Annotated in this window: 19 protein-coding genes; 10 read left to right on the plus strand and 9 right to left on the minus strand. The window is 68.8% G+C overall.

The features are described 5' to 3' along the window. Positions 1–73: 73 nt before the first annotated feature. Entirely contained in the window at positions 74–823 is a 750-nt protein-coding gene (locus ACZ3HV_RS14195) for a ParA family protein (protein WP_465684280.1), read from the plus strand. Between the two features lies 1 nt (position 824). Here the strand turns inward: ACZ3HV_RS14195 and ACZ3HV_RS14200 are convergent, their stop codons facing one another. Then, the gene (locus ACZ3HV_RS14200) at positions 825–1,733 is read right to left on the minus strand and encodes a DUF4349 domain-containing protein (protein WP_465684282.1); all 909 of its coding nucleotides are present in this window, start codon (positions 1,731–1,733) and stop codon (positions 825–827) included. Positions 1,734–1,820: 87 nt separating this feature from the next. Continuing rightward, the gene (locus ACZ3HV_RS14205) at positions 1,821–3,410 is read right to left on the minus strand and encodes a DEAD/DEAH box helicase (RefSeq protein WP_465684284.1); all 1,590 of its coding nucleotides are present in this window, start codon (positions 3,408–3,410) and stop codon (positions 1,821–1,823) included. A 320-nt stretch (positions 3,411–3,730) separates the two neighbouring features. Between ACZ3HV_RS14205 and ACZ3HV_RS14210 the strand changes: the two genes are divergently transcribed. Next, on the plus strand, positions 3,731–4,411 hold the full coding sequence (locus ACZ3HV_RS14210; protein WP_465684286.1) for a ferritin-like fold-containing protein: 681 nt from the start codon (positions 3,731–3,733) through the stop codon (positions 4,409–4,411). 81 nt (positions 4,412–4,492) lie between these two features. Here ACZ3HV_RS14210 and ACZ3HV_RS14215 read toward each other — a convergent pair whose 3' ends face one another. The 5 genes from ACZ3HV_RS14215 to ligD all read right to left on the minus strand — a co-directional run bounded on the left by ACZ3HV_RS14215 (position 4,493) and on the right by ligD (position 7,206). Continuing rightward, complete coding sequence (locus ACZ3HV_RS14215) at positions 4,493–4,768, minus strand: GlsB/YeaQ/YmgE family stress response membrane protein (protein WP_465684288.1); 276 nt, start codon at positions 4,766–4,768, stop codon at positions 4,493–4,495. 145 nt (positions 4,769–4,913) lie between these two features. Continuing rightward, entirely contained in the window at positions 4,914–5,141 is a 228-nt protein-coding gene (locus ACZ3HV_RS14220; protein ID WP_132326680.1) for a DUF3107 domain-containing protein, read from the minus strand. A gap of 136 nt (positions 5,142–5,277) precedes the next feature. Then, positions 5,278–5,907, minus strand: coding sequence for a TetR/AcrR family transcriptional regulator (locus tag ACZ3HV_RS14225; protein ID WP_465684290.1), 630 nt, complete (start codon positions 5,905–5,907; stop codon positions 5,278–5,280). Positions 5,908–6,033: 126 nt separating this feature from the next. Next, complete coding sequence (locus ACZ3HV_RS14230) at positions 6,034–6,240, minus strand: hypothetical protein (RefSeq protein WP_360365882.1); 207 nt, start codon at positions 6,238–6,240, stop codon at positions 6,034–6,036. A gap of 39 nt (positions 6,241–6,279) precedes the next feature. Continuing rightward, positions 6,280–7,206 (minus strand): non-homologous end-joining DNA ligase, encoded by a 927-nt coding sequence (gene ligD / locus ACZ3HV_RS14235; protein ID WP_465684292.1) that lies wholly within the window; start codon positions 7,204–7,206, stop codon positions 6,280–6,282. A gap of 42 nt (positions 7,207–7,248) precedes the next feature. Here ligD and ACZ3HV_RS14240 point away from each other — a divergent pair, with 42 nt between their 5' ends. The 3 genes from ACZ3HV_RS14240 (at position 7,249) to moeZ (ending at position 12,504) form a co-directional block, all read left to right on the plus strand. Beyond that, a complete protein-coding gene (locus tag ACZ3HV_RS14240; RefSeq protein WP_465684293.1) occupies positions 7,249–8,163 on the plus strand; it encodes an alpha/beta fold hydrolase in 915 nt (304 codons plus the stop codon). Positions 8,164–8,239: 76 nt separating this feature from the next. Further along, complete coding sequence (locus tag ACZ3HV_RS14245; RefSeq protein WP_465684295.1) at positions 8,240–11,041, plus strand: Calx-beta domain-containing protein; 2,802 nt, start codon at positions 8,240–8,242, stop codon at positions 11,039–11,041. Between the two features lie 272 nt (positions 11,042–11,313). Further along, on the plus strand, positions 11,314–12,504 hold the full coding sequence (gene moeZ / locus ACZ3HV_RS14250) for an adenylyltransferase/sulfurtransferase MoeZ (RefSeq protein ID WP_360365890.1): 1,191 nt from the start codon (positions 11,314–11,316) through the stop codon (positions 12,502–12,504). A gap of 165 nt (positions 12,505–12,669) precedes the next feature. Here the strand turns inward: moeZ and ACZ3HV_RS14255 are convergent, their stop codons facing one another. Further along, positions 12,670–12,963 carry a maleylpyruvate isomerase N-terminal domain-containing protein gene (locus ACZ3HV_RS14255; protein WP_465684297.1) on the minus strand — a complete coding sequence of 98 codons (294 nt, stop codon included), beginning with the start codon at positions 12,961–12,963 and terminating at the stop codon, positions 12,670–12,672. Next, positions 12,960–13,601, minus strand: coding sequence for a TetR/AcrR family transcriptional regulator (locus ACZ3HV_RS14260; RefSeq protein WP_465684299.1), 642 nt, complete (start codon positions 13,599–13,601; stop codon positions 12,960–12,962). The genes ACZ3HV_RS14255 and ACZ3HV_RS14260 overlap by 4 nt, the downstream gene beginning before the upstream one ends. Before the next feature lie 88 nt (positions 13,602–13,689). Here ACZ3HV_RS14260 and ACZ3HV_RS14265 point away from each other — a divergent pair, with 88 nt between their 5' ends. From ACZ3HV_RS14265 to ACZ3HV_RS14285, 5 genes are all read left to right on the plus strand, one after another. Further along, positions 13,690–13,956 (plus strand): DUF2277 domain-containing protein, encoded by a 267-nt coding sequence (locus ACZ3HV_RS14265; protein WP_360365895.1) that lies wholly within the window; start codon positions 13,690–13,692, stop codon positions 13,954–13,956. 9 nt (positions 13,957–13,965) lie between these two features. After that, positions 13,966–14,322 carry a hypothetical protein gene (locus tag ACZ3HV_RS14270; RefSeq protein WP_465684301.1) on the plus strand — a complete coding sequence of 119 codons (357 nt, stop codon included), beginning with the start codon at positions 13,966–13,968 and terminating at the stop codon, positions 14,320–14,322. Between the two features lie 48 nt (positions 14,323–14,370). Continuing rightward, on the plus strand, positions 14,371–15,210 hold the full coding sequence (locus tag ACZ3HV_RS14275) for a TIGR03560 family F420-dependent LLM class oxidoreductase (protein WP_465684303.1): 840 nt from the start codon (positions 14,371–14,373) through the stop codon (positions 15,208–15,210). 30 nt (positions 15,211–15,240) lie between these two features. Continuing rightward, complete coding sequence (locus tag ACZ3HV_RS14280; protein WP_465684305.1) at positions 15,241–15,537, plus strand: MGMT family protein; 297 nt, start codon at positions 15,241–15,243, stop codon at positions 15,535–15,537. Between the two features lie 135 nt (positions 15,538–15,672). After that, positions 15,673–18,888, plus strand: a complete 3,216-nt coding sequence (locus ACZ3HV_RS14285; protein ID WP_465684307.1) for an ATP-dependent helicase — start codon at positions 15,673–15,675, stop codon at positions 18,886–18,888. The last annotated feature ends 131 nt before the right edge of the window (positions 18,889–19,019 follow it).

Genomic DNA, 19,019 nt, shown 5'->3' on the forward strand with positions numbered 1-19,019 from the left:
GCGCTTTAAGTCAACCCGTCGGCTACAGCCGGTCGCCGAGGCCGGATGTTCCGCCGTGCGGCACAATGGCGGCGTGCCTCGCACTCTCGCGGTCGCGAACCAGAAAGGCGGCGTGGCCAAGACGACCACCGTCGCGACACTCGGCGCTGCCCTGACCGAGCTCGGGCAACGGGTGCTGGTGGTCGATCTCGACCCGCAGGCGTGCCTGACGTTCTCGGTCGGCATCGACCCCGAGGACCTCGCCAAGTCGATCCATCACGTGCTGCTCGACGGCGTGCCGGCGTGGGACGTGCTGATCGAGTTCGACGACGCACCGGACCTGGTGCCGGCGACGATCGAGCTGGCCACCGCGGAGGTGCAGCTGGCCCGGGAGAGCGGCCCGGAGCAGGTCTTGCGGACCGCGTTACGTCCGCTGCGCTCGTCGTACGACTGGATCATCGTGGACTGCCCGCCGACGCTGGGACTGCTGACGGTGAACGGGCTGTCCGCGGCGTCCGACGTACTGATTCCCCTGCAGTGCGAGACGTTGGCGCATCGTGGCGTAGGGCAACTACTTGACACGATTCACGACGTGCAGGTGCTGACCAACCCGAGCCTGCGGGTGCTCGGCGTGCTGCCGACGCTGTACGACGGACGCACGAACCATGCGCGCGCGGTGCTGGAGACGATCGCGGACACGTACTCGCTCGACGTACTGCAGCCGCCGATCCCGAAGTCGATCCGGTTCGCGGAGGCGCCGGCGGTCGGCGAGACCATTCTCAGCACGGCGCCGGCCTCGCCCGGTGCGAAGGCCTACCGGGCGTTGGCCGGCGCGCTGCTCTGACCTACTGAGCGCCGTCCGGAGCCGGCGGGATGGCGGCCGGCTGACGGCGGAGGCGATGCCGGAAGCGCCACAGCGGAACGCCGATCAGCGCGAGCAGCACCAGGAACGGGAGGAGCGCTCCGAACGCGGTCGCCAACGCGGAGAACGTGGCGGTGAACGCGTCCCAGCCGCCCTTGAGCCCGGCGAGGAAACCGCGGTCCGGGTCCTCGGCCGCTGCCGGCGGCTGCCCCTTCTCGGTCACCGTGAGCGTGAGGGTGGCGAGGTCGGTCTGCAGAGCGAGGTTCTTCTGCTTGGCCAGCAGGGACTCGAGGTCCGCCTCACGCCGGGTGAGTTCGCTCTCGACCGAGACGATCTCGCCGACGGTGTTGGCCCTCGCCATCAGTGCGCGCATCCGGTCCAGGCTGGCGCGCTGGGACTCGATCCGGCTCGCCACGTCGACCACCTGCTCGGTGACGTCGCTGGACTCCTGGTGGATCTGCAGTCGCTTACCGAGGTCGGACAGCCGCTGGATCGCCGTGTCGTAGGACTTGGTCGGCACCTTGAGGACGAGATTCGCCTGGGTGATCGTGCCGTCGGCGTTGCTGCCGGTGTCCTCGGACGCGACCTGACCGTCCAGGCCGGCGACCGCGGTGATCGCCTTCTGCCGGGTGGCGGCGACGTCCTCGGACTCGATCGTGAGCGAACCGGTCTTGATGATCGCGCGCGTGATAGACGGCTGCGCTTGTGGCTGCCCGGGGGCTTGCGGTGCCGCGTTGCCGGCCTTGCCGTCGGACGCCGTACCGGAGGCGGCGTCCTGCTTCTGCACCGGCGCCGCCTCGCTCGTGCCGGCGCTGTCGTTGCCACTGGCCCCACACCCCGCCAGCAGCGCCAACCCCAGCGCCGCCATCACCACACCGTTGATCGGCCTCATCACCCATGCCCCTCTCTTGTGGTTTCCGTCCTAGGACGGTCCCCGAGGGGCAGGGTGTTGCAGGCTCAGATCACCGTTTGGAAACACTCACTCCGGAGCGGTGAACAGCGGCATCGTCGGCGCCGCGCCCGGCTCCGGGGTCGCAGCCGTCTCAGACTCCGCTGTCTTCCGGGTGCGCGTCCGCGCCCGCTTGACCGGTGCCTCGGTCGACGCCTCAGCCGGCGGCGCGTCCTCGGCCGGGGCCTCGGCCTTGGCTTCTGCCTTGGCCTCGGTCGGCTCGGCGACCTTGCGGGTGCGCTTGCGCGGCTTCCGCTCGGGGACCGGCGCCTCGGCGGCCTCGGTGGAGGACTCCTCGGTCGGCGGCACCTGGGTCTTGGTGGTGACGTCGGACTCGGACTTCTCGTCGAGCACCTGGCCGGACCGGGTGCGCTTGCGGGTCCGGTTCCGCTTCCGGGCCGGTCGGTCGCCGTCCTCGGTGCGTCCCTCGCCCCGGCGACGGTCGCGGGCCGGCTTGTCCTCGCCGGACTCGGCGCCGGACTCGCGCGGCTCGCGGACCGGCTTGATCCGGCCCTTCGCCTCGGTCGGGATGCCGAGGTCGTGGTACAGCTCCGGCGAGGTGGAGTAGATCTCCTGCGGCTCGTCGTACGGCAGGTCGAGCGCCTTGTTGATCGTCTTCCACCGGGTCACGTCCGGCCAGTCGACGAACGTCACCGCGATCCCGCTCGCACCGGCCCGGCCGGTCCGGCCGATCCGGTGGATGTAGGCCTTCTCGTCCTCGGGGCAGGTGTTGTTGATGACGTGCGTGACGCCCTCGACGTCGATCCCGCGGGCCGCGACGTCGGTGCAGATCAGGACGTCGATCTTGTCGCCGCGGAACCGGGTCAGCGCGCGCTCGCGGGCCTGCTGGTTCAGGTCGCCGTGGATCGCGGCGGCCTTGAACCCGCGGTCCTGCAGGTCGTCGGTGAGCCGGGAGGCCTCGCGCTTGGTCCGGCAGAAGATCATCACCCGGCCGCGGTCGTCGGCCTGGAGGATCCGCGCGACCACCTCGGGCTTGTCCAGATCGTGCGCCCGGTAGACGAACTGTGCCGTGGTCGGCACCATCTGGGTGTCCTCGTGCGACTCCGCCCGGATGTTCAGCGGATGCCGCATGTGGGTGCGGGCCAGCGCGATCACGGCCGACGGCATCGTTGCCGAGAACAACATCGTCTGGCGGAGCTCGGGCGTCTTGCGCAGAATGCGTTCCACGTCGGGCAGGAACCCGAGGTCGAGCATCTCGTCGGCCTCGTCGAGTACCAGCACCTTGATGTGGCTGAGGTCGAGGACACCGCGGTTCGCCAGGTCCAGCAGGCGTCCCGGCGTACCGACGACGACGTCGACGCCGGTCTTCAGCGCGTCCAGCTGCGGCTCGTACGCGACGCCGCCGTACACGGTCAGGATGCGGACGGTACGCACGGTGGAGGCGGTCACCAGGTCCTTGGCGACCTGGATGGTCAGCTCACGGGTCGGGGTGACGACCAGAGCCTGCGGCTTGCCGGGGGCGGCAAGCTCTTCGTAATCGGCCTCGCCGGGGGAGATGGTGCGCTGCAGCAACGGGATGCCGAAGCCGAGCGTCTTTCCGGTGCCGGTGCGGGCCTGACCGATCAGGTCGGTGCCCATCAACGCGACGGGGAGCGTCATCTCCTGGATCGGGAACGGCTCGATGATGTTGACGCGCTCGAGCGCGTCGCAGATCTCGGGTAGGACCCCGAGCTCTCGGAAGGTGGTCAGGCTGATCGCCTCTCACATGCTTGGTGCGGACAGGTGTGCTCAGTGGCCGGGCGCCTGGGGCTTTTCAGCCCCGATCGTGAGGCGCGGGGACACTGTGCAAGCACCTCGCACCAGCTTGCCCATCTGGGCGCGTCACCGGCGAATCGCTCACCAGTGTAACCGCAACAGTCGTCAAGCCCGCTTCGTGTGGTTTGCGCCACTCGCACTCCGGGCCGGATAGGGTGCCGGGCATGGAGCAGACGGCCTTTGATGATCCCGCCTACCGGGCCGCGGCGGTGGATCTGCTGGGAGTGCTCGCGTACGGCGAGCTGACGGCGTTCGAGCGGATGGCCGAGGACGCCAAACTGGCGCCGACGCTGAACGACAAGGCGGAGCTCGCCGCACTGGCGACCACCGAGTTCGGCCACTTCCAGCAACTGCGGGACCGCCTGGTCGCGCTCGGCGTGGATCCGATGGCAGCGATGACGCCGTTCGTCACCCCGCTGGAGGCGTTCCACGACCACACCGCGCCGTCGGACTGGCTCGAGGGCCTCGTCAAGGCGTACGTCGGGGACGGTCTGGCGAACGATTTCTACCGTGAGATCGCGTCGTTCGTGGACGCGGAGACCCGGGCCCTGGTGCTCGAGGTGTTCGCGGACTCCGGGCAGGCGTCGTTCGTCGTCGACCGGGTCCGGTCGGCGATCGAGGAGGACCCGAAGCTGGGTGGCCGGCTGGCGCTGTGGGGACGCCGCCTGGTGGGTGAGGCGCTCAGCCAGGCGCAGCGGATCGCCGCGGACCGGGACTCGCTGGCTTCACTGCTGGCCGGCAGCGTCGACCGGCCCGGGCTGGACCTGGCCGCGATCGGCCGCATGTTCACCCGTTTGACCGAGGCCCACACCGCCCGCATGACCGCCCTCGGCCTCCAGGCCTGAGACACACAACGGCCGCCTGCCCAGGATTGGGTGGCGGCCGTTGGAGTGCACGGGGAACACTCGCCCCGCGGGCGGGTGAGGTCAGGCGGCTGTGGCTTTGCTGTTGCGGGACGAGATGAACGCGACGACGATCGCGGCGCAGATGATCTGGATCAGGTACTGGATCCAGTCCGGGCCGCTGGTGTCCTTGACGCCGAGGATGTAGGCGATCAGACCACCGATAAAGGCGCCGATGCCGCCTCCGAGGATGGTCCAGCCGAGGCTGATGTTCTGCTTGCCGGGGAGCACCAGCCGGGCCAGCGGCCCGAAGATGATGCCCGCAATGAGGCTGACGATGAGCATCCAGACCCAGTACACGGTTCCTCCTTTGAGGGATGGCCGACCTGCGCTCCGGTCCGGCGCCCCGAAGCAACCAGACCACCGCAACGCAGGTCTTACGGCCATCGTGCCCCCTCGGTGGCACTCCGCAACCGGGACACGCGCGGCTGTGTCCGGACCGGGATCAGATCGCGCCGAATCCGACCTTGCGGATCGACACCTCGCCGATCTCGACGTACGCGAGCCGGTCGGCCGGGACGATCACCCGGCGGCCCTTGTCGTCGGTCAGCTGCAACAGACCGGACTTGCCGCTGAGCGCGTCGGCGACGGCCTGCTGCACCTCGTCCGGGCTCTGCTCGCTCTCCAGCACCAATTCACGATTGGCGTGCTGCACGCCGATCTTGACCTCCACGAAACCCTCCGGGCACGTTCCGACCGGCGGCTCTCGCCGGTGACGCTTCGAGCCTATCCGTTGCCGGCCGTCAGCTCTCACCCGTCCGCCGAGAGCAGAACCCCCGGTACGACGGACGCGCAGCCGCCGGACGAGTTCAGCCGTCGGTGCGGGGGAAGCCGCGGATACCGCGCCAGGCCAGTGAGGCGACCAGGTCGGCGGCCTGCTGCTGGGCCAGCGTCGGATCGTCGGAGGCCAGCCAGTAGCGGGCGCTGACCTGGGCCATCCCGACCAGGCTGACGGCCAGCACCATCGACTGCTCGCGGCTCAGGCCGGCGTCGGCGCTGATCACCTCCGAGACCGCTTCGGCGCACGCGTGGGTGACCCGGTCGACCCGTATCCGGACGGCCGGCTCGTTGGTCAGATCCGACTCGAACACCAGCCGGAAGGCGCCCTGAGCGTTCGCCACGTAGTCGTAGAACGCGTGCATGGTCGCCGCGACCCGGAGCTTGTTGTCCTCGGTCGACTTCAGCGCGTCCCGGACCGAGGCGATGATCGCGTCGCAGGAGGTGTCCAGCAGCGCCAGGTACAGCTCGAGCTTGCCGGGGAAGTGCTGGTACAGGACTGGCTTCGAGACGCCGGCGCGGTCGGCGATGTCGTCCATCGCGGCGGCGTGATAACCGTTGGCGACAAAAACCTCCTGGGCCGCCTCGAGCAGTTGCGCGCGGCGGGCCAGCCGCGGCAGGCGGCTGCCGCGCTTGGGCGCGGTCTCGGGTGTCGTCGACACGTCGGCTCCTTCGGTGGTTCGGCACCGGCGGCTCGGGCTCGACCGCCGGGTCGTTCCACGAATCCTACCCAGCAGTCCTCCCGGCCAGTAGCTTCCCCGCCGAACGGCGTTCCAACGTGAGAGCGTTTACCGGTAGTCGTCCTCGCCGGAGTCGCCGATCTCGCGGCGCTGCTCCTCCACATCGGCTGGGTCGGCCTCCAGCAGTACGCCGGAGTCCTCGGGCCGGTCGTCCACCACGGTCGAGCTCTGGCGCTGGTCCAGGACGTCGGCCTCAGGGGCGTCGTCCGGAACGCTGCCGGCGGCAGGGCCCTCGTAGTCGGTCTCACTGGTCATGCGACTCGCTCTCCTTTCGGACTGCGATCTGAATGACACCTACGACGGTAGCGGCTGCGGGTCGTCGTACAGCCCCTCCAGCACATCGCCGTACTCCTCGATCCGGGCCAGGACGTCGTGCGGGAGGAACCTGAGGTCCTCGGGCGTGGTGGCCGACGCCACCTCGTCCCAGTCGATCGGGGTGGACACCCGCGGCTCGTCCGATCCCCGGAGCGAGTACGGCGCCAGTGTGGTCTTGGCGCTGGCGTTCTGACTCCAGTCGATGAAGACCTTGTTTGGCCGGAGCGCCTTGGTCATGTTCGCCGTCACGTTCTCCGGCAGGGCCTCGGCGAGCTGCTCCGCGAGTTGTTTCGCGAAGGCGCTCGTACGGCGGGACGACGCGGGCTCGATCGGCACGTACAGGTGCATGCCCTTGTTCCCGGAGGTTTTCGGCCAGCCCTCGAGTCCGTAGTGGCCGAGCAGTTCCCGCAGGGCCAGTGCGACGTCACAGCACTCCACGATGGTCGCGCCCGGCCCGGGGTCGAGGTCGAACACGATCAGGTCGGCCTGTGGGTCCTTGCCGTTGTCCGACAGCCCGATCCGCCACTGCGGCACGTGCAACTCGAGTGCGGCCAGGTTGGCCAGCCACACCACGGTCTGGATGTCGTCGGCGACCACGAAGTCGGCCTCGTCCCGGCCGGTGGAGCTGCCGGGCGTCGGGAGTGTCACGATCCGCACCCAGGCCGGCGTACCGCGTGGTGCGTTCTTCTCGAAGAAGTACGCCGCCGCCGTGCCGTCCGGCCAGCGCTTACGAGTCAGCGGGCGGTCGGACAGGTGGGGAAGCAGCAGCTCCGCGACCTGGTGGTAGTAGTCGATCACTTCGGCTTTCGTGAAGCCGGTCTGTGGGTACAGCACCTTGCCGAGGTTGGTGAGCTTCATCGTCTGCCCGTCGACCTCGGTCGTCAGCTGCTGCGGCGCGCCTGCCATGTGTTCCAGTGTCCAGCTTCAGAGCGACCTAACATGGGTTTCGTGGAGAGTTACGCGGCAGTAACCGGGGATGGGGTGCCGTTGGGGGCACAGGAATGGCCGGCACGGCGAGTGCCGGTCGCTGGCGTGGATCTGCTGGTCAGAGATGCGCCCGGGGCGGCGACCGACCTGCCGCCGGCGTTGTTCGTGCACGGCCTCGGCGGGTCCTCACTGAACTGGACCGCCCTCGGGCTCCTGCTCAACGACACAGTCCGGGGCATAGCGCCCGACTTGCCCGGGTTCGGCCGTACGCCGCTGTCCGGGGCGGCGGGTATCAGTGAGCAGGCCGCCGTACTGATCCAGTTGCTGGAGCGAGAGGTCAAGCGACCGGTACACCTGTTCGGCAACTCGATGGGTGGGGCGTCCGCGGTCGCACTGGCCGCCCAGCGTCCGGATCTGGTGACGTCGCTGACACTGATCTCTCCCGCCCTGCCGCATCCGCGGGTGTCCGCCAGCGCGTTGTGGTTCGCCGCGCTCGCGACGCCCCGGTTGGGTTCGGTTGTGCTGGAGCGGAGCCGGCGTTTGCCGTTCGATCGGCGGTTCCAGGCGTCGCTGGCGATGGTGTTCGGCGACCCGCGGTCGCTCCCGCCTGAGGTGCGAGCGGCGTACGAGGCCGAGCTGCGGCGGCGGGACACCGATCCGTGGGTCGGACGGGCGACCCTGGACGGAGCGCGGAGCGTCCTGCGGTCGTCGCTGGCGCCGCCGCGGCGCTCGTTGTGGGCGGACGCGGCCAAGGTGGAGTGTCCGGTGCTGCTGATCTACGGCGGCAAGGACCGGCTGGTCGACGCCCGGATCCGGACCAAGGCGCAGCGCACCTTCCCGAACGCGCGGTTGCTCTACCTGCCGCAGTCCGGCCATGTCGCACAGATGGAACACCCCGAACAGGTCGAGCGGGCGTTCCGCCAACTCATCTCCTGATCGATTCGAAGCTGTCGCAGGACTGAGACGCAGCTGAGCGGCCCATCGGATCAACTTTCCTCTCGCCCGAGAAGTCATGACGAACGACCTGTTCGTCACGAACGAGAGGACCACTGTGCGAGTGATCGACAGAGCCGTACGCAGCCTGTCGCTGGGGATGGTCGCACTGCTGGGTGTGGGGACGTTGACTGCAACCGCCGCTCCGCCCGCCCCGCCGCCATCTGTTGCTACAGGCAACAATTGGAGCATTGAACCGGTAGCCGGTGGCTACCGATTGACACTGCACCTCGATACGGCGGCGCCGATGCGCGCGTCGCTGCCGCTGCTCGCGGCCGACGGCGTACCGCTGGGCGTCGCCAAGCAGTCGCCGGACCGGCGGACGCTCACCCTGACCAGTACCAACCGGGCCGTCCTGACGGCTCGCGACCTACGGCTGATCTGGTCCGGCGACCTCGGCAAGGACGCCGGGCGGAACCGGGGCCGGGCGACCGGGCCGACCGACGCCGACTGGCTGAAGGCGCGGCGCGGGCCGGTGCTGCCTTCGGATCCCGGCGCGCTGGGCAAATACAAGGTCGAGACGTCGGAGTACAACCTCGGTGACGAGGCCGTCTACCTGCCGGGTCTCGGGCAACGGTCGGAGCTCCGGGGCAAGGTGTACACGCCGAAGGGCGCGATCGGCCCGCGGCCGCTGGTGATCTTCCTGCACGGCCGGCACGAGTTCTGCTACGGGCAGGACCCGGGCGAGGTCGACAAGCCCTGGCCGTGCCCGCAGGGGATGAAGCCGGTCCCGAGCTTCCGTGGGTACGACGCTCCCGCGACCGCGCTGGCGAGCAACGGGTACCAGGTCGTGTCGATCAGCGCCAACGCGGTCAACGCGTACGACGGCGGGGTCTACGACTCAGGTGCACAGGCGCGGGCCGAGCTGATCCTCGACCATCTGGCGCTGTGGAAGAGATGGTCGACGATCGGCGGCGGGCCGTTCGGGCGTGCATTTGCCGGCAAGATCGACCTGCGGAACATCGGTCTGATGGGGCACTCGCGTGGTGGCGAGGGTGTCGCGCGGGCGGCGGTGCTGAACGCGGACCGCGGCGGCCAGTACGGTATCCGCGCCGTTCTGCCACTGGCACCGACCGACTTCGCCCGGGCCACCGTTCCCGGCGTCGCGATGAGCGTGCTCCTGCCGTACTGCGACGGAGACGTCTCGGACCTGCAGGGCCAGAAGTTCTACGACGACACCCGATACTCCGTCACCGGAGACGCCGCGCCGCGGTCGACCATCACCGTGCTCGGTACCAACCACAACTTCTTCAACACCGAGTGGACGCCCGGGCAGTCCGAGGCGCCGTCCAACGACGACTGGTTCGGTGACGAGAAGGAGTCGCCGTGCGGTGCGAAGTACGCGGGCCGGTTGACGGCGAAGGAGCAGCAGGCCGTCGGTACGGCGTACATCGCCGGGTTCTTCCGATTGCAGTTGGGGCATGAGACGAAGTTCCTGCCGCTGCTGGACGGGTCCGACTCACGGGCGGCATCTGCCGGGCGGGCCGTCGTACGGGTGGTGTCGCAGGCGCCGGTGCGGTCGCGGCGGGATGTGAATCACCTGGACCAGCCGCTGCCGGCCGGATCGGTCACCGGGAAGGTGACTGCCGCGGTGTGTGCCGGTGTGAGTCAGCCATCTGGTCGTTTGGCCGCTGTGCAGACCTGCATGACGTCTGACGACTGGGCTAACGCGCCGCACTGGGGTACAGCGTGGTACGCCGCGAAGACACCGACCACTGCGGTCACCAAGCTGACCTGGAGCGGGACCAACGGGGTCGTGCGGGTCAACGTGCCCGCTCGGCAACGCGACGTACGGCGGTTTGCCGCACTGTCGTTCCGTGCGGCTCCGGACCCGGTTGGATCGCCGAAGACCGATCTGAGCGTTCGCGTGGTCGATGGGCACGGACGAGCGGCCGTCGTACCGGTGTCCGCGGTCAGTGACGCGCTGGTGCGGATGCCGGGGAACAGCGAGAGCGGGTTGCCGAAGAACCTGCTGCGGACGGTGCGGATCCCGTTGACGTCGCTCAAGGGCGTGAACCTGCGTGACGTGCGAGCGGTCGAGTGGCGGACCGACAAGGTGGCGCGTGGGTCGGCGTACGTGAGTGATCTGGCGTTCTCGTCGCCTGGGCTCGGCTTCTCGGCGCCGGCGGCGTTGCTGCCGAAGCTGTCCGCGTCGAACGTGACGGTTCGCGAAGGGGACTCGGGGACTCGTTCCATGGACTTCTGGGTGACCATGTCGCGGCCGAGCATCCGTCCGGTCAGCGTGTACGTCGAGTCGAACGGTGAGCTCGGTGAATCCGTCGGGGAGGTGGCGCGGAAGCTGGTCTTCAAGCCAGGGCAGGTGCGGCAGAAGGTGAGTGTGCCGGTCACCGGGAACACTCGGGACAGCTATGACCTGCCGTTCAACCTGGTCCTGTCGGCGCCTCGTGAAGGGCTGCTGGATGCGTCGTTCGGGCACGGGCTCGTGGTCGATGACGATCCGCCGCCGACGCTCACGGTCGGGAACCTCAAGACAGTCGAGAAGGCCGGGTTGGTGAATATCCCGGTCACGCTGTCCGCGCCGAGCGACAAGTACGTGACGTTCTCCGGGGTCTTGAAGGACGGCACCGCGGTGATCCGGAAGGACTACACCGGACCGGACGACGACGGCTCGGGGGCGGTGGATCGGGCTGTCAACGGGTTCGTCGAGCCGGGCAAGACCGCCGGGGAGCTCACCGTCAAGATCCTCGACGACAAGCTGAAGGAGCCGGCGGAGACGTTCTCGGCAGTGATCCAGGCGGTCGACGGGGCGGAAATGAAGCTCCCGGTCACCGCGACGGTCACCATCACCGCCAACGACTGAAAGCCGCGTGCGGGCGCCCTGGGGGCCCGGCAGGCGGTTGTGTGGGCGGACCTGCAGCACTCATCAATTGGGCCTGGCGGGTGGGAGGTGAGCGTGCGGCCACGCCCCGGAACCCGGTTGGTGAGTGCTGGAGGTCCGCGATCCGACCGTGAGACGGGGGGACCGGGATGTGGACCGACGGGTGGGGTGTTGGAAGAGTGCGGGAACATGGAGGAGGGACGGATGGTTGAAAACCGGAGATCCCGTCCGACGTCTTCCTGAGGAGCCGACACGTGTCACTGCCACCGCTGGTCGAACCGGCCGACGAGCTGACCATCGACGAGGTGCGCCGGTACTCGCGGCACCTGATCATCCCCGAGGTGGGGATGGCCGGACAGAAGCGGCTGAAGAACTCCAAGGTGCTGGTGATCGGCGCCGGCGGTCTCGGCAGCCCGGCGCTGCTGTACCTGGCCGCGGCCGGTGTCGGCACGCTCGGCATCGTCGAGTTCGACACCGTCGACGAGTCCAACCTGCAGCGCCAGATCATCCACGGCCAGTCCGACGTGGGCAAGTCGAAGGCGCAGTCGGCCAAGGAGTCGATTCTCGAGACCAACCCGAACACGAACGTCGTCCTGCACGAGACCCGGCTGGACAACGACAACGTCTTCGAGATCTTCGAGCAGTACGACCTGATCGTCGACGGCACCGACAACTTCGCCACCCGGTACCTGGTGAACGACGCCGCGGTCCTGCTCGGCAAGCCCTATGTCTGGGGCTCGATCTTCCGCTTCGACGGTCAGATCAGCGTGTTCTGGGCCGAGCACGGCCCGTGCTACCGCTGCCTGTACCCGGAGCCGCCGCCCCCCGGCATGGTTCCGTCCTGCGCGGAAGGCGGCGTCCTGGGCGTGCTCTGCGCGTCCGTCGGCGCGGCGCAGGTGACCGAGGCGATCAAGCTGCTCACCGGGATCGGCGACCCCTCGCTGGGCCGGCTGAACATCTACGAGGCGCTCGACCTGAACTGGCGTTCGCTGAAGGTCCGCAAGGACCCGAACTGCGCCATCTGCGGCGAGAACCCGACCGTCACCGAGCTGATCGACTACGAGAGCTTCTGCGGCGCCCTGACCGAGGAGGCGGCCGACGCGGCCGTCGGCTCGACCATCTCGGTGAAGCAGCTGAGCGAGTGGATCAAGCTGAAGGACAACGGCGAGAAGGACTTCGTACTCATCGACGTCCGCGAGCCGAACGAGTACGAGATCAACCGGATCCCGGGCTCGGTGCTGATCCCCAAGGCCGACTTCCAGACCGGTGTGGCGCTGGAGAAGCTGCCGCAGGACAAGCAGTTGGTCTTCCACTGCAAGTCCGGCGTCCGCTCGGCCGAGGTGCTCGCGATCGCCAAGGGCGCGGGCTTCTCCGACGCGGTCCACGTAGGCGGCGGCGTCGTCGCCTGGGTCGACCAGATCGACCCGAGCCAGCCGTCGTACTGACAGGCACCGCGCCTTCGGCGCTGTACTGAACAAAGGAGTGGGGCTGGGGTCTTGGACCTCAGCCCCCACTCCTTTGTCAGAAGTCCATCCGGCAGCTGCCGACCGCTTCGACGGCAGCAGGATCGCCAGCGATCACCGGGTGGTTGTCGCGCCCGGACAGCGTCCTCATGTACCCGACGGCGCCATGTGCGCGTCGAACCGAGGGGTGCCGGGGTAGACCCGCTTGCCCTTGCGGAACCGGCGCGGGAACGACCACGGTCGGATGACGTCCTCGGCCTGCCCGATCAGATGCCCGGCGATGTCGGCGACGTCCCACGCGTCGCAGACCGTACGGCGCTGCCACTCGGTCCCCTCGATCGACGCCAGCAGATCGTGCCACGCCTGGAGCTCCGAGTCCCGGTGGATCCGGCATCGTGGCCGGTCGGCGCGTCCGATCTGTTCCGCGAGTACAGCTGTCATTTCTTCCCCCTGGCTGGTGCATAGCGCTGGTAGAACATCTCGAGTACGGCGGGCAGCAGCCGGATGAACCGTCCGTCCTCGAAGGACGCGTCCGGCTCGTTCGCGATCTGCTGCGAGAGCAATCCGGCGGTGATGGACGTGAAGAGTGCGATGCCGTCGTCGCTCGTCGCGTCCGGGTGCAGGCGGCCGGCGTCAACCGCCGCCTGCAGGTGGTCGCGGAGATCCTGGAGCGAATCCTGGGCCGGTGCGAAGGCCTCCGGGCTCGGCTCGAAGCCGGGGATCGTCCGCCAGAACAGCAGTTGCGAGTAGACCTGGTTCTCCAGGCACCACCGGCAGAACGCGCTGATCGCGATCAGGTCGTTGGCGAACGGGTCGGTGGAGGTCGCCGTCGCGAGCGCGGTTCGGTGTGCGTCGCGCAGCCGTCGGGCGCCGCGCTCGAAGAGGGCGTCGTAGATGGCCATCTTGGACGGGAAGTACTGGTACAGCGACGGCGGTTGCATACCCAGGTGCCGGGCCACGGCGGACAGGCTGAGCGCCGCGACGCCCTCGATCTCCATCAGGTCGATGGCGACATCGAGGATCTCCTCGATGGTCTCCTGACGGCGGCGAGTGCGGCGGTCCAGCCCAGCAGTGCTCATGCTCTGAGGAAAACCTAAGACCATTAGGGAAGTCAATACCCCGTAGGTTTCTCGTTGGTTTGTCCCTCCGGCCGACTACTGTCTTGGCATGTGCAGAAACATCACGGTTCTCCGGGGACTCGAGCCGGCCGCGACCTCTGAGGAGGTCTACGCGGCCGCATTGCAGTACGTGCGCAAGGTGAGCGGCGTCGGTTCACTGAGTGCGACCACCCGCGGCCCGATCGAGCGGGCCGCGACCGAGGTCGCGCGGATCACCGAGCAGTTGCTGGCGGAGATGCCCGAGCGCCGGGTCCCGCCGCAGACGGTGCCACCGCTGCGGCGTCCCGAGGTGCGCGCCCGGCTCGGCCTGGACTAAGAGCCCTCCGTGGGGGAGGAGGCTCGCCCGGCCGGCCGCCGGCAGGGGGTGGTGTTCGCGCTGATCATCGTCGGCCTGCTGCTCGCGCTGACGAACACGAACGCCCAGAGCGAGCTGAGCCGCCGCCGTCACGCGTCCTGCGACGGCACGCTTCCACTGCCCACGAGTGCGTACCTCCTCGGTTTCGCCGGCCTTGTCGTCGGCGCGATCGCGCTGTTCCTCATGCGGCGCTGGTTCCGTCACAACCGTCAGCCGATCGCCCTGGTCCTCTTCACCACGGCAACCGCCGCGGTCGTCTTCGAGATCGTCGCCGTCATCACCGCCTTCCAGGAAGGCCGCCCGATCAACGCCCTCTGCTTCGGCTAGTTCACGGGGGTAAGGTCACCGGGGGAAACGGTTACCTAGGAGGCCGGAATGCGGTTTGCGATCAAGACCAGGCCCGAGCACACCACCTGGCAGCAACTGCGGGACGTGTGGGTCGCGGCGGATCAGTTCGAGATCTTCGAGTCCGCCTGGCACTGGGACCACTTCTACCCGCTCAGTGGTGACATGGCCGGCCCGAACCTCGAGGCGTGGACCACCCTGGGTGCGCTGGCGCAGGCGACCGAGCGGATCCGGCTCGGCTGCCAGGTGACGGGCATGATCTACCGGCATCCCGCCGTACTGGCGAACATGGCCGCGACCACCGACGTGATCTCGAACGGCCGGCTGGAGCTCGGCATCGGCGCCGGCTGGAACGAGATGGAGACCACCGCCTACGGCATCGATCTCTATCCGCTGAAGGAACGCTTCGACCGGTTCGACGAGGGCACCCAGGCGATGATCGCGCTGCTCACCGAGAAGGTCGCGAACTTCGACGGGAAGTACATCAAGCTCACCGATGCGTACTGCGAGCCGAAGGGCGTGCAGACCCCGCACCCGCCGATCACCATCGGCGGCAAGGGGCCGAAGCGCACCCTGCGCGCGGTGGCGAAGTGGGCCCAGCAGTGGAACGTGATCGTCCAGAGTCCGGAGGAGTGGAAGGCGCTCAAGGACGTGCTGGTCCAGCGCTGCGAAGAGGTCGGTCGCGACGTCAACGAGATCACCTGCTCGGTCAACGTCCGTATCGATCCCGACGAGCCGCTGGACACCGCGGTCGCAACGGCGGCGGCGTACGGCGAAGCAGGTGTCGACCTGGTCGTCCTGAACCTCCCGCTCGACGCGCCACCGTCCGTCCTCGAGCCGCTCGCCAAGGCCGTCGCCCCGCTCGCCTGATCTGTCCACGGTCGCCGCTAGGTTTGGGGCGTGGATAGAGAGGAGTACGTCGAGGCGGTGTTGCGGGCGGTCGAGTCGATCCCGCCGGGCAGCGTCGCGACGTACGGCGACATCGCGGAGTACGTCGGTCAGGGCGGACCGCGTCAGGTCGGTGCGATCATGCGCGAGTACGGCGCGTCCGTGCCGTGGTGGCGGGTGATCCGGGCCTCCGGCGTACCGGCGGACGAGGTCGGCGACGAGCAACTCCACAACCTCCGCTCGGACGGCGTCCGCGTCACCCACGGCCGCGTCAATCTGCGCGAAGTTCGCTGGGATCCGCAGGACTAGTTCGCCGTTGATCGGCCGTTCGACTGGGCGGAGAGTTAGCGCGGGATTACCCATGCCCTGTCCGCTTTCCGGCTATTGAAGTACTTGCCGGAGTGGGCGATCGGGATTGTCGGTGGGGTCTGCTGGGATGGTGCGATGGTCGGCAGACAGGGGTCCCGGTACCGGCTCGTCCGGGCGGAGGAGCGAAGCGCGTCGGCGCCGGTTCTGGATGCGGATCAGCAAGCGGTGGTGGATCATCCCGGCGGACCTTTGCTGGTGCTGGCCGGACCCGGGACCGGGAAGACGACGACGTTGGTGGAGGCGGTCGTCGACCGGGTGCGGAATCGCGGGCTGAGTCCCGACGAGGTGCTCGTGCTGACCTTCGGCCGCAAGGCGGCGACCGAGTTGCGCGACCGCATCACCGGCCGGCTCGGGCGGACGACTCGCGTGATGCCCTCGATGACGTTCCATTCCTTTTGTTATGCGCTGCTCCGACGGTTCACGCCGGCCGACGCGTTCGACGTACCGCTGCGGCTGCCGTCCGGTCCGGAGCAGTCGCTGCGGCTGAGTGAGGCGCTGTCGGGAAGTCGTGAGGTCGGTGCGGTGCATTGGCCGGGCAGTCTGCATCCGGCGTTGAAGACGCGCGGCTTCACCGACGAGGTGTCGGCGGTGATCGGCAAGGCACGGCAGCTCGGCCTCGACCCGGAGGACCTGTCCGCGATCGGGCGCTCGGCGGACCGGGCCGAGTGGGTCGCGGTCGGCGACTTCTTCGAGGAGTACCTGCAGATCCTCGACCACGAGCAGGTGCTGGACTACTCCGAGCTCATCCACCGCGCGGTGATCCTGGCCCAGCAGCCGCAGGTGCGGGCCAAGCTGCGCGCCGAGTTCAAGGCCGTCTTCGTCGACGAATACCAGGACACCGATCCCGGTCAGACCAAGCTGCTCCAGGCGATCGCCGGCGATGGCCGCGACCTCGTCGTCGTGGGCGATCCGGACCAGTCGATCTACACGTTCCGCGGTGCCGACGTGCGTGGTCTGCTGCGTTTCACCGACGAGTTCCGTACGGCGAACGGGGCGGAGGCGGCCCAGATCGCGCTGGGCACGACCCGCCGCTTCGGTACGACGCTGCAGCGGGTGTCCCGCAATGTCGTCAGCCGGCTCGGTGTGCCGGGCACGCTGGACCGGGACACGTTCGAGCGCTTCCGCAACCCGGACGCCAGCGGCTGTGTCTACGGCCACGGCAAGGTCGAGGCGAATCTGTACTCGACCAGTGGCGCGGAGCTCGAGCACATCGCGGATCTGCTGCGTCGTGCCCATGTGCAGGACGGCGTCGGCTGGAGCGAGATGGCGGTGCTGGTCCGGTCCGGCAGCCGGTCGATCCCGCCGTTGCGTCGCGCATTGGCAGCCGCGGGGATCCCGGTCGACGTGGCCGGTGACGAGTTGCCGTTGTCACGTGAGCCCGCCGTACGTCCGATGTTGCTGGCGTTGCGGGCCGTCGCGGATCCGGTGACGTTGACGGTCGACGTCGTACGGGCGTTGGCGTTGTCACCGCTGGGTGCGATGGATGCGGGACAGCTGCGGCGGCTGGCGCGGGTGTTGCGGCGGCGCGATCGGGAGGCGGCGGGCGGGCAGCGATTGCCGCGGTCGTCGGACGAGTTGTTGCGCGAGGCGTTGATGAATCCGCTGCTGCTCGACGAGGAGGCGTCCCCGGCCGAGGCGCGGTTCGCGGCGCTGGGCGAGAGGTTGCTCAAGGCAAGGAATATCGTGACCGCGGGGGCGGCGCCGGACGAGGTGATGTGGTCGCTGTGGTCGGATTCGCCGTGGTTGCGCCGGCTGCGTGGTCAGGCGCATTCCGGTGGCGAGCCGGCGCGTGCGGCGAACCGGGATCTGGATTCGCTGTGCGCGTTGTTCGACGCGGCGAGCCGGGCCGAGGAGCAGGTCGGGTTCAAGGGGGTGTCGGCGTTCCTGTCGGAGCTCGAGTCTCTCGACATTGCGGCCGACCATCGGTTCGACGGGACGTATCGCGAGGCCGGCGTACAGCTGATGACGGCGCACCGGTCGAAGGGGCTGCAGTGGCGGCTCGTGGTCGTGGCGAGCGTGCAGGAAGGGCAGTGGCCCGATCTCCGGCGACGCGGATCCCTGCTGGAGCCAGACCGCCTCGGACCTGATGGGCTCATCGATCCCTTGTCGGCCGGCGCCTTGCTGGCCGAGGAGAGACGGTTGTTCTACGTCGCGATCACCAGAGCCCGGGAGCGGCTGATCGTGACGGCGGTTCAGGCCCCCGAGGCGGACGGCGACCAACCCTCCAGATTTCTTGCCGAGCTCGACATTCCTTTGAAACTGGTCGCGGGACGGCCGCGGCGGCCGTTGTCGTTGCCCGGCCTGGTCGCCGACCTGCGGTGCGTACTCGCGGATCCGTCCTCGTCGCCGGCGTTGAAGCGGGTCGCGGCCGACCGGCTGGCCCAGTTGGCCGATGCGGTGGACGATCGGGATCACGCGTTCGTGCCGACGGCGAACCCGGAGCGGTGGTGGGGTGTGCGGGAGCGGACCCGGTCGGAGCGGCCGATCGCGGATCCCGAGCTGCCGGTGCCGTTGTCGGGGAGTGCGCTGACGACGATCGTGGACTGTCCGCTGCGGTGGTTCCTGACCCGGCGGGCCGGCGGGGAGACGCCTAGTACGTCGGCAATCGGGTTCGGCATGGTGTTGCACACGTTGGCTGATGCGGTCGCGACTGGGACCTTGCCGCCGTCGATCGATGAGCTGAACGGTTGGCTCGACAAGGTGTGGACGCAACTGGAGTTCGAGTCCGCGTGGATCTCGGACCGGGAGCGGGTCGAGGCGGAACAGGCGTTGCGCCGGTTCGTCGCGTGGCACCAGGGTCGGCCGGATCGGACGCTGGTGGGGACCGAGGTCGACTTCGACGTACTGCTTCCGGACCCCGACAAGCCCGCCGTCCGGGTCAAGGGCCGGATGGACCGCGTCGAGCAGGACGCCGAGGGGACGATCCGGGTGGTCGACCTGAAGACGGGTCGTTCGATGCCGACCAAGCCGGCGGTGGCACGGCACGTGCAGCTGGCGATCTACCAGCGCGCGATCGCGTCCCGGCAGATGAAGAACCTCGGCGAGGACTCGGTCGCCGGTGGCGCCGAGCTCGTCCAGCTCCGCCACGACGAGGCCGGCTTCCCCAAGGTCCAGCACCAGGGGCCGCTCGAAGCCGGTGACGACGGCAAGACCTGGCTGGACGAGGCGGTCGACGAGGCCGAATCCATGGTCCGCTCCGAAGAATTCACCGCCCAACGCAACGACGGCTGCACCCGCTGCGAAGCCCGCGCGTTGTGCCCGATCCAGCCGGAAGGCCGGGAGATCGTCTGATGCCAACCTCCTCGCCACCGGCGCACCGCCAGGAGAAGCAGATCTCGGGGCCGGAGACACCTTCTGGGGGCTGGGGACCTGAAATAACCTGTCTCAGGTCCCGGGCTCGCGGGTCAGGTCCCCACGCTTGG

This window comes from Kribbella sp. NPDC020701 (assembly GCF_055562215.1).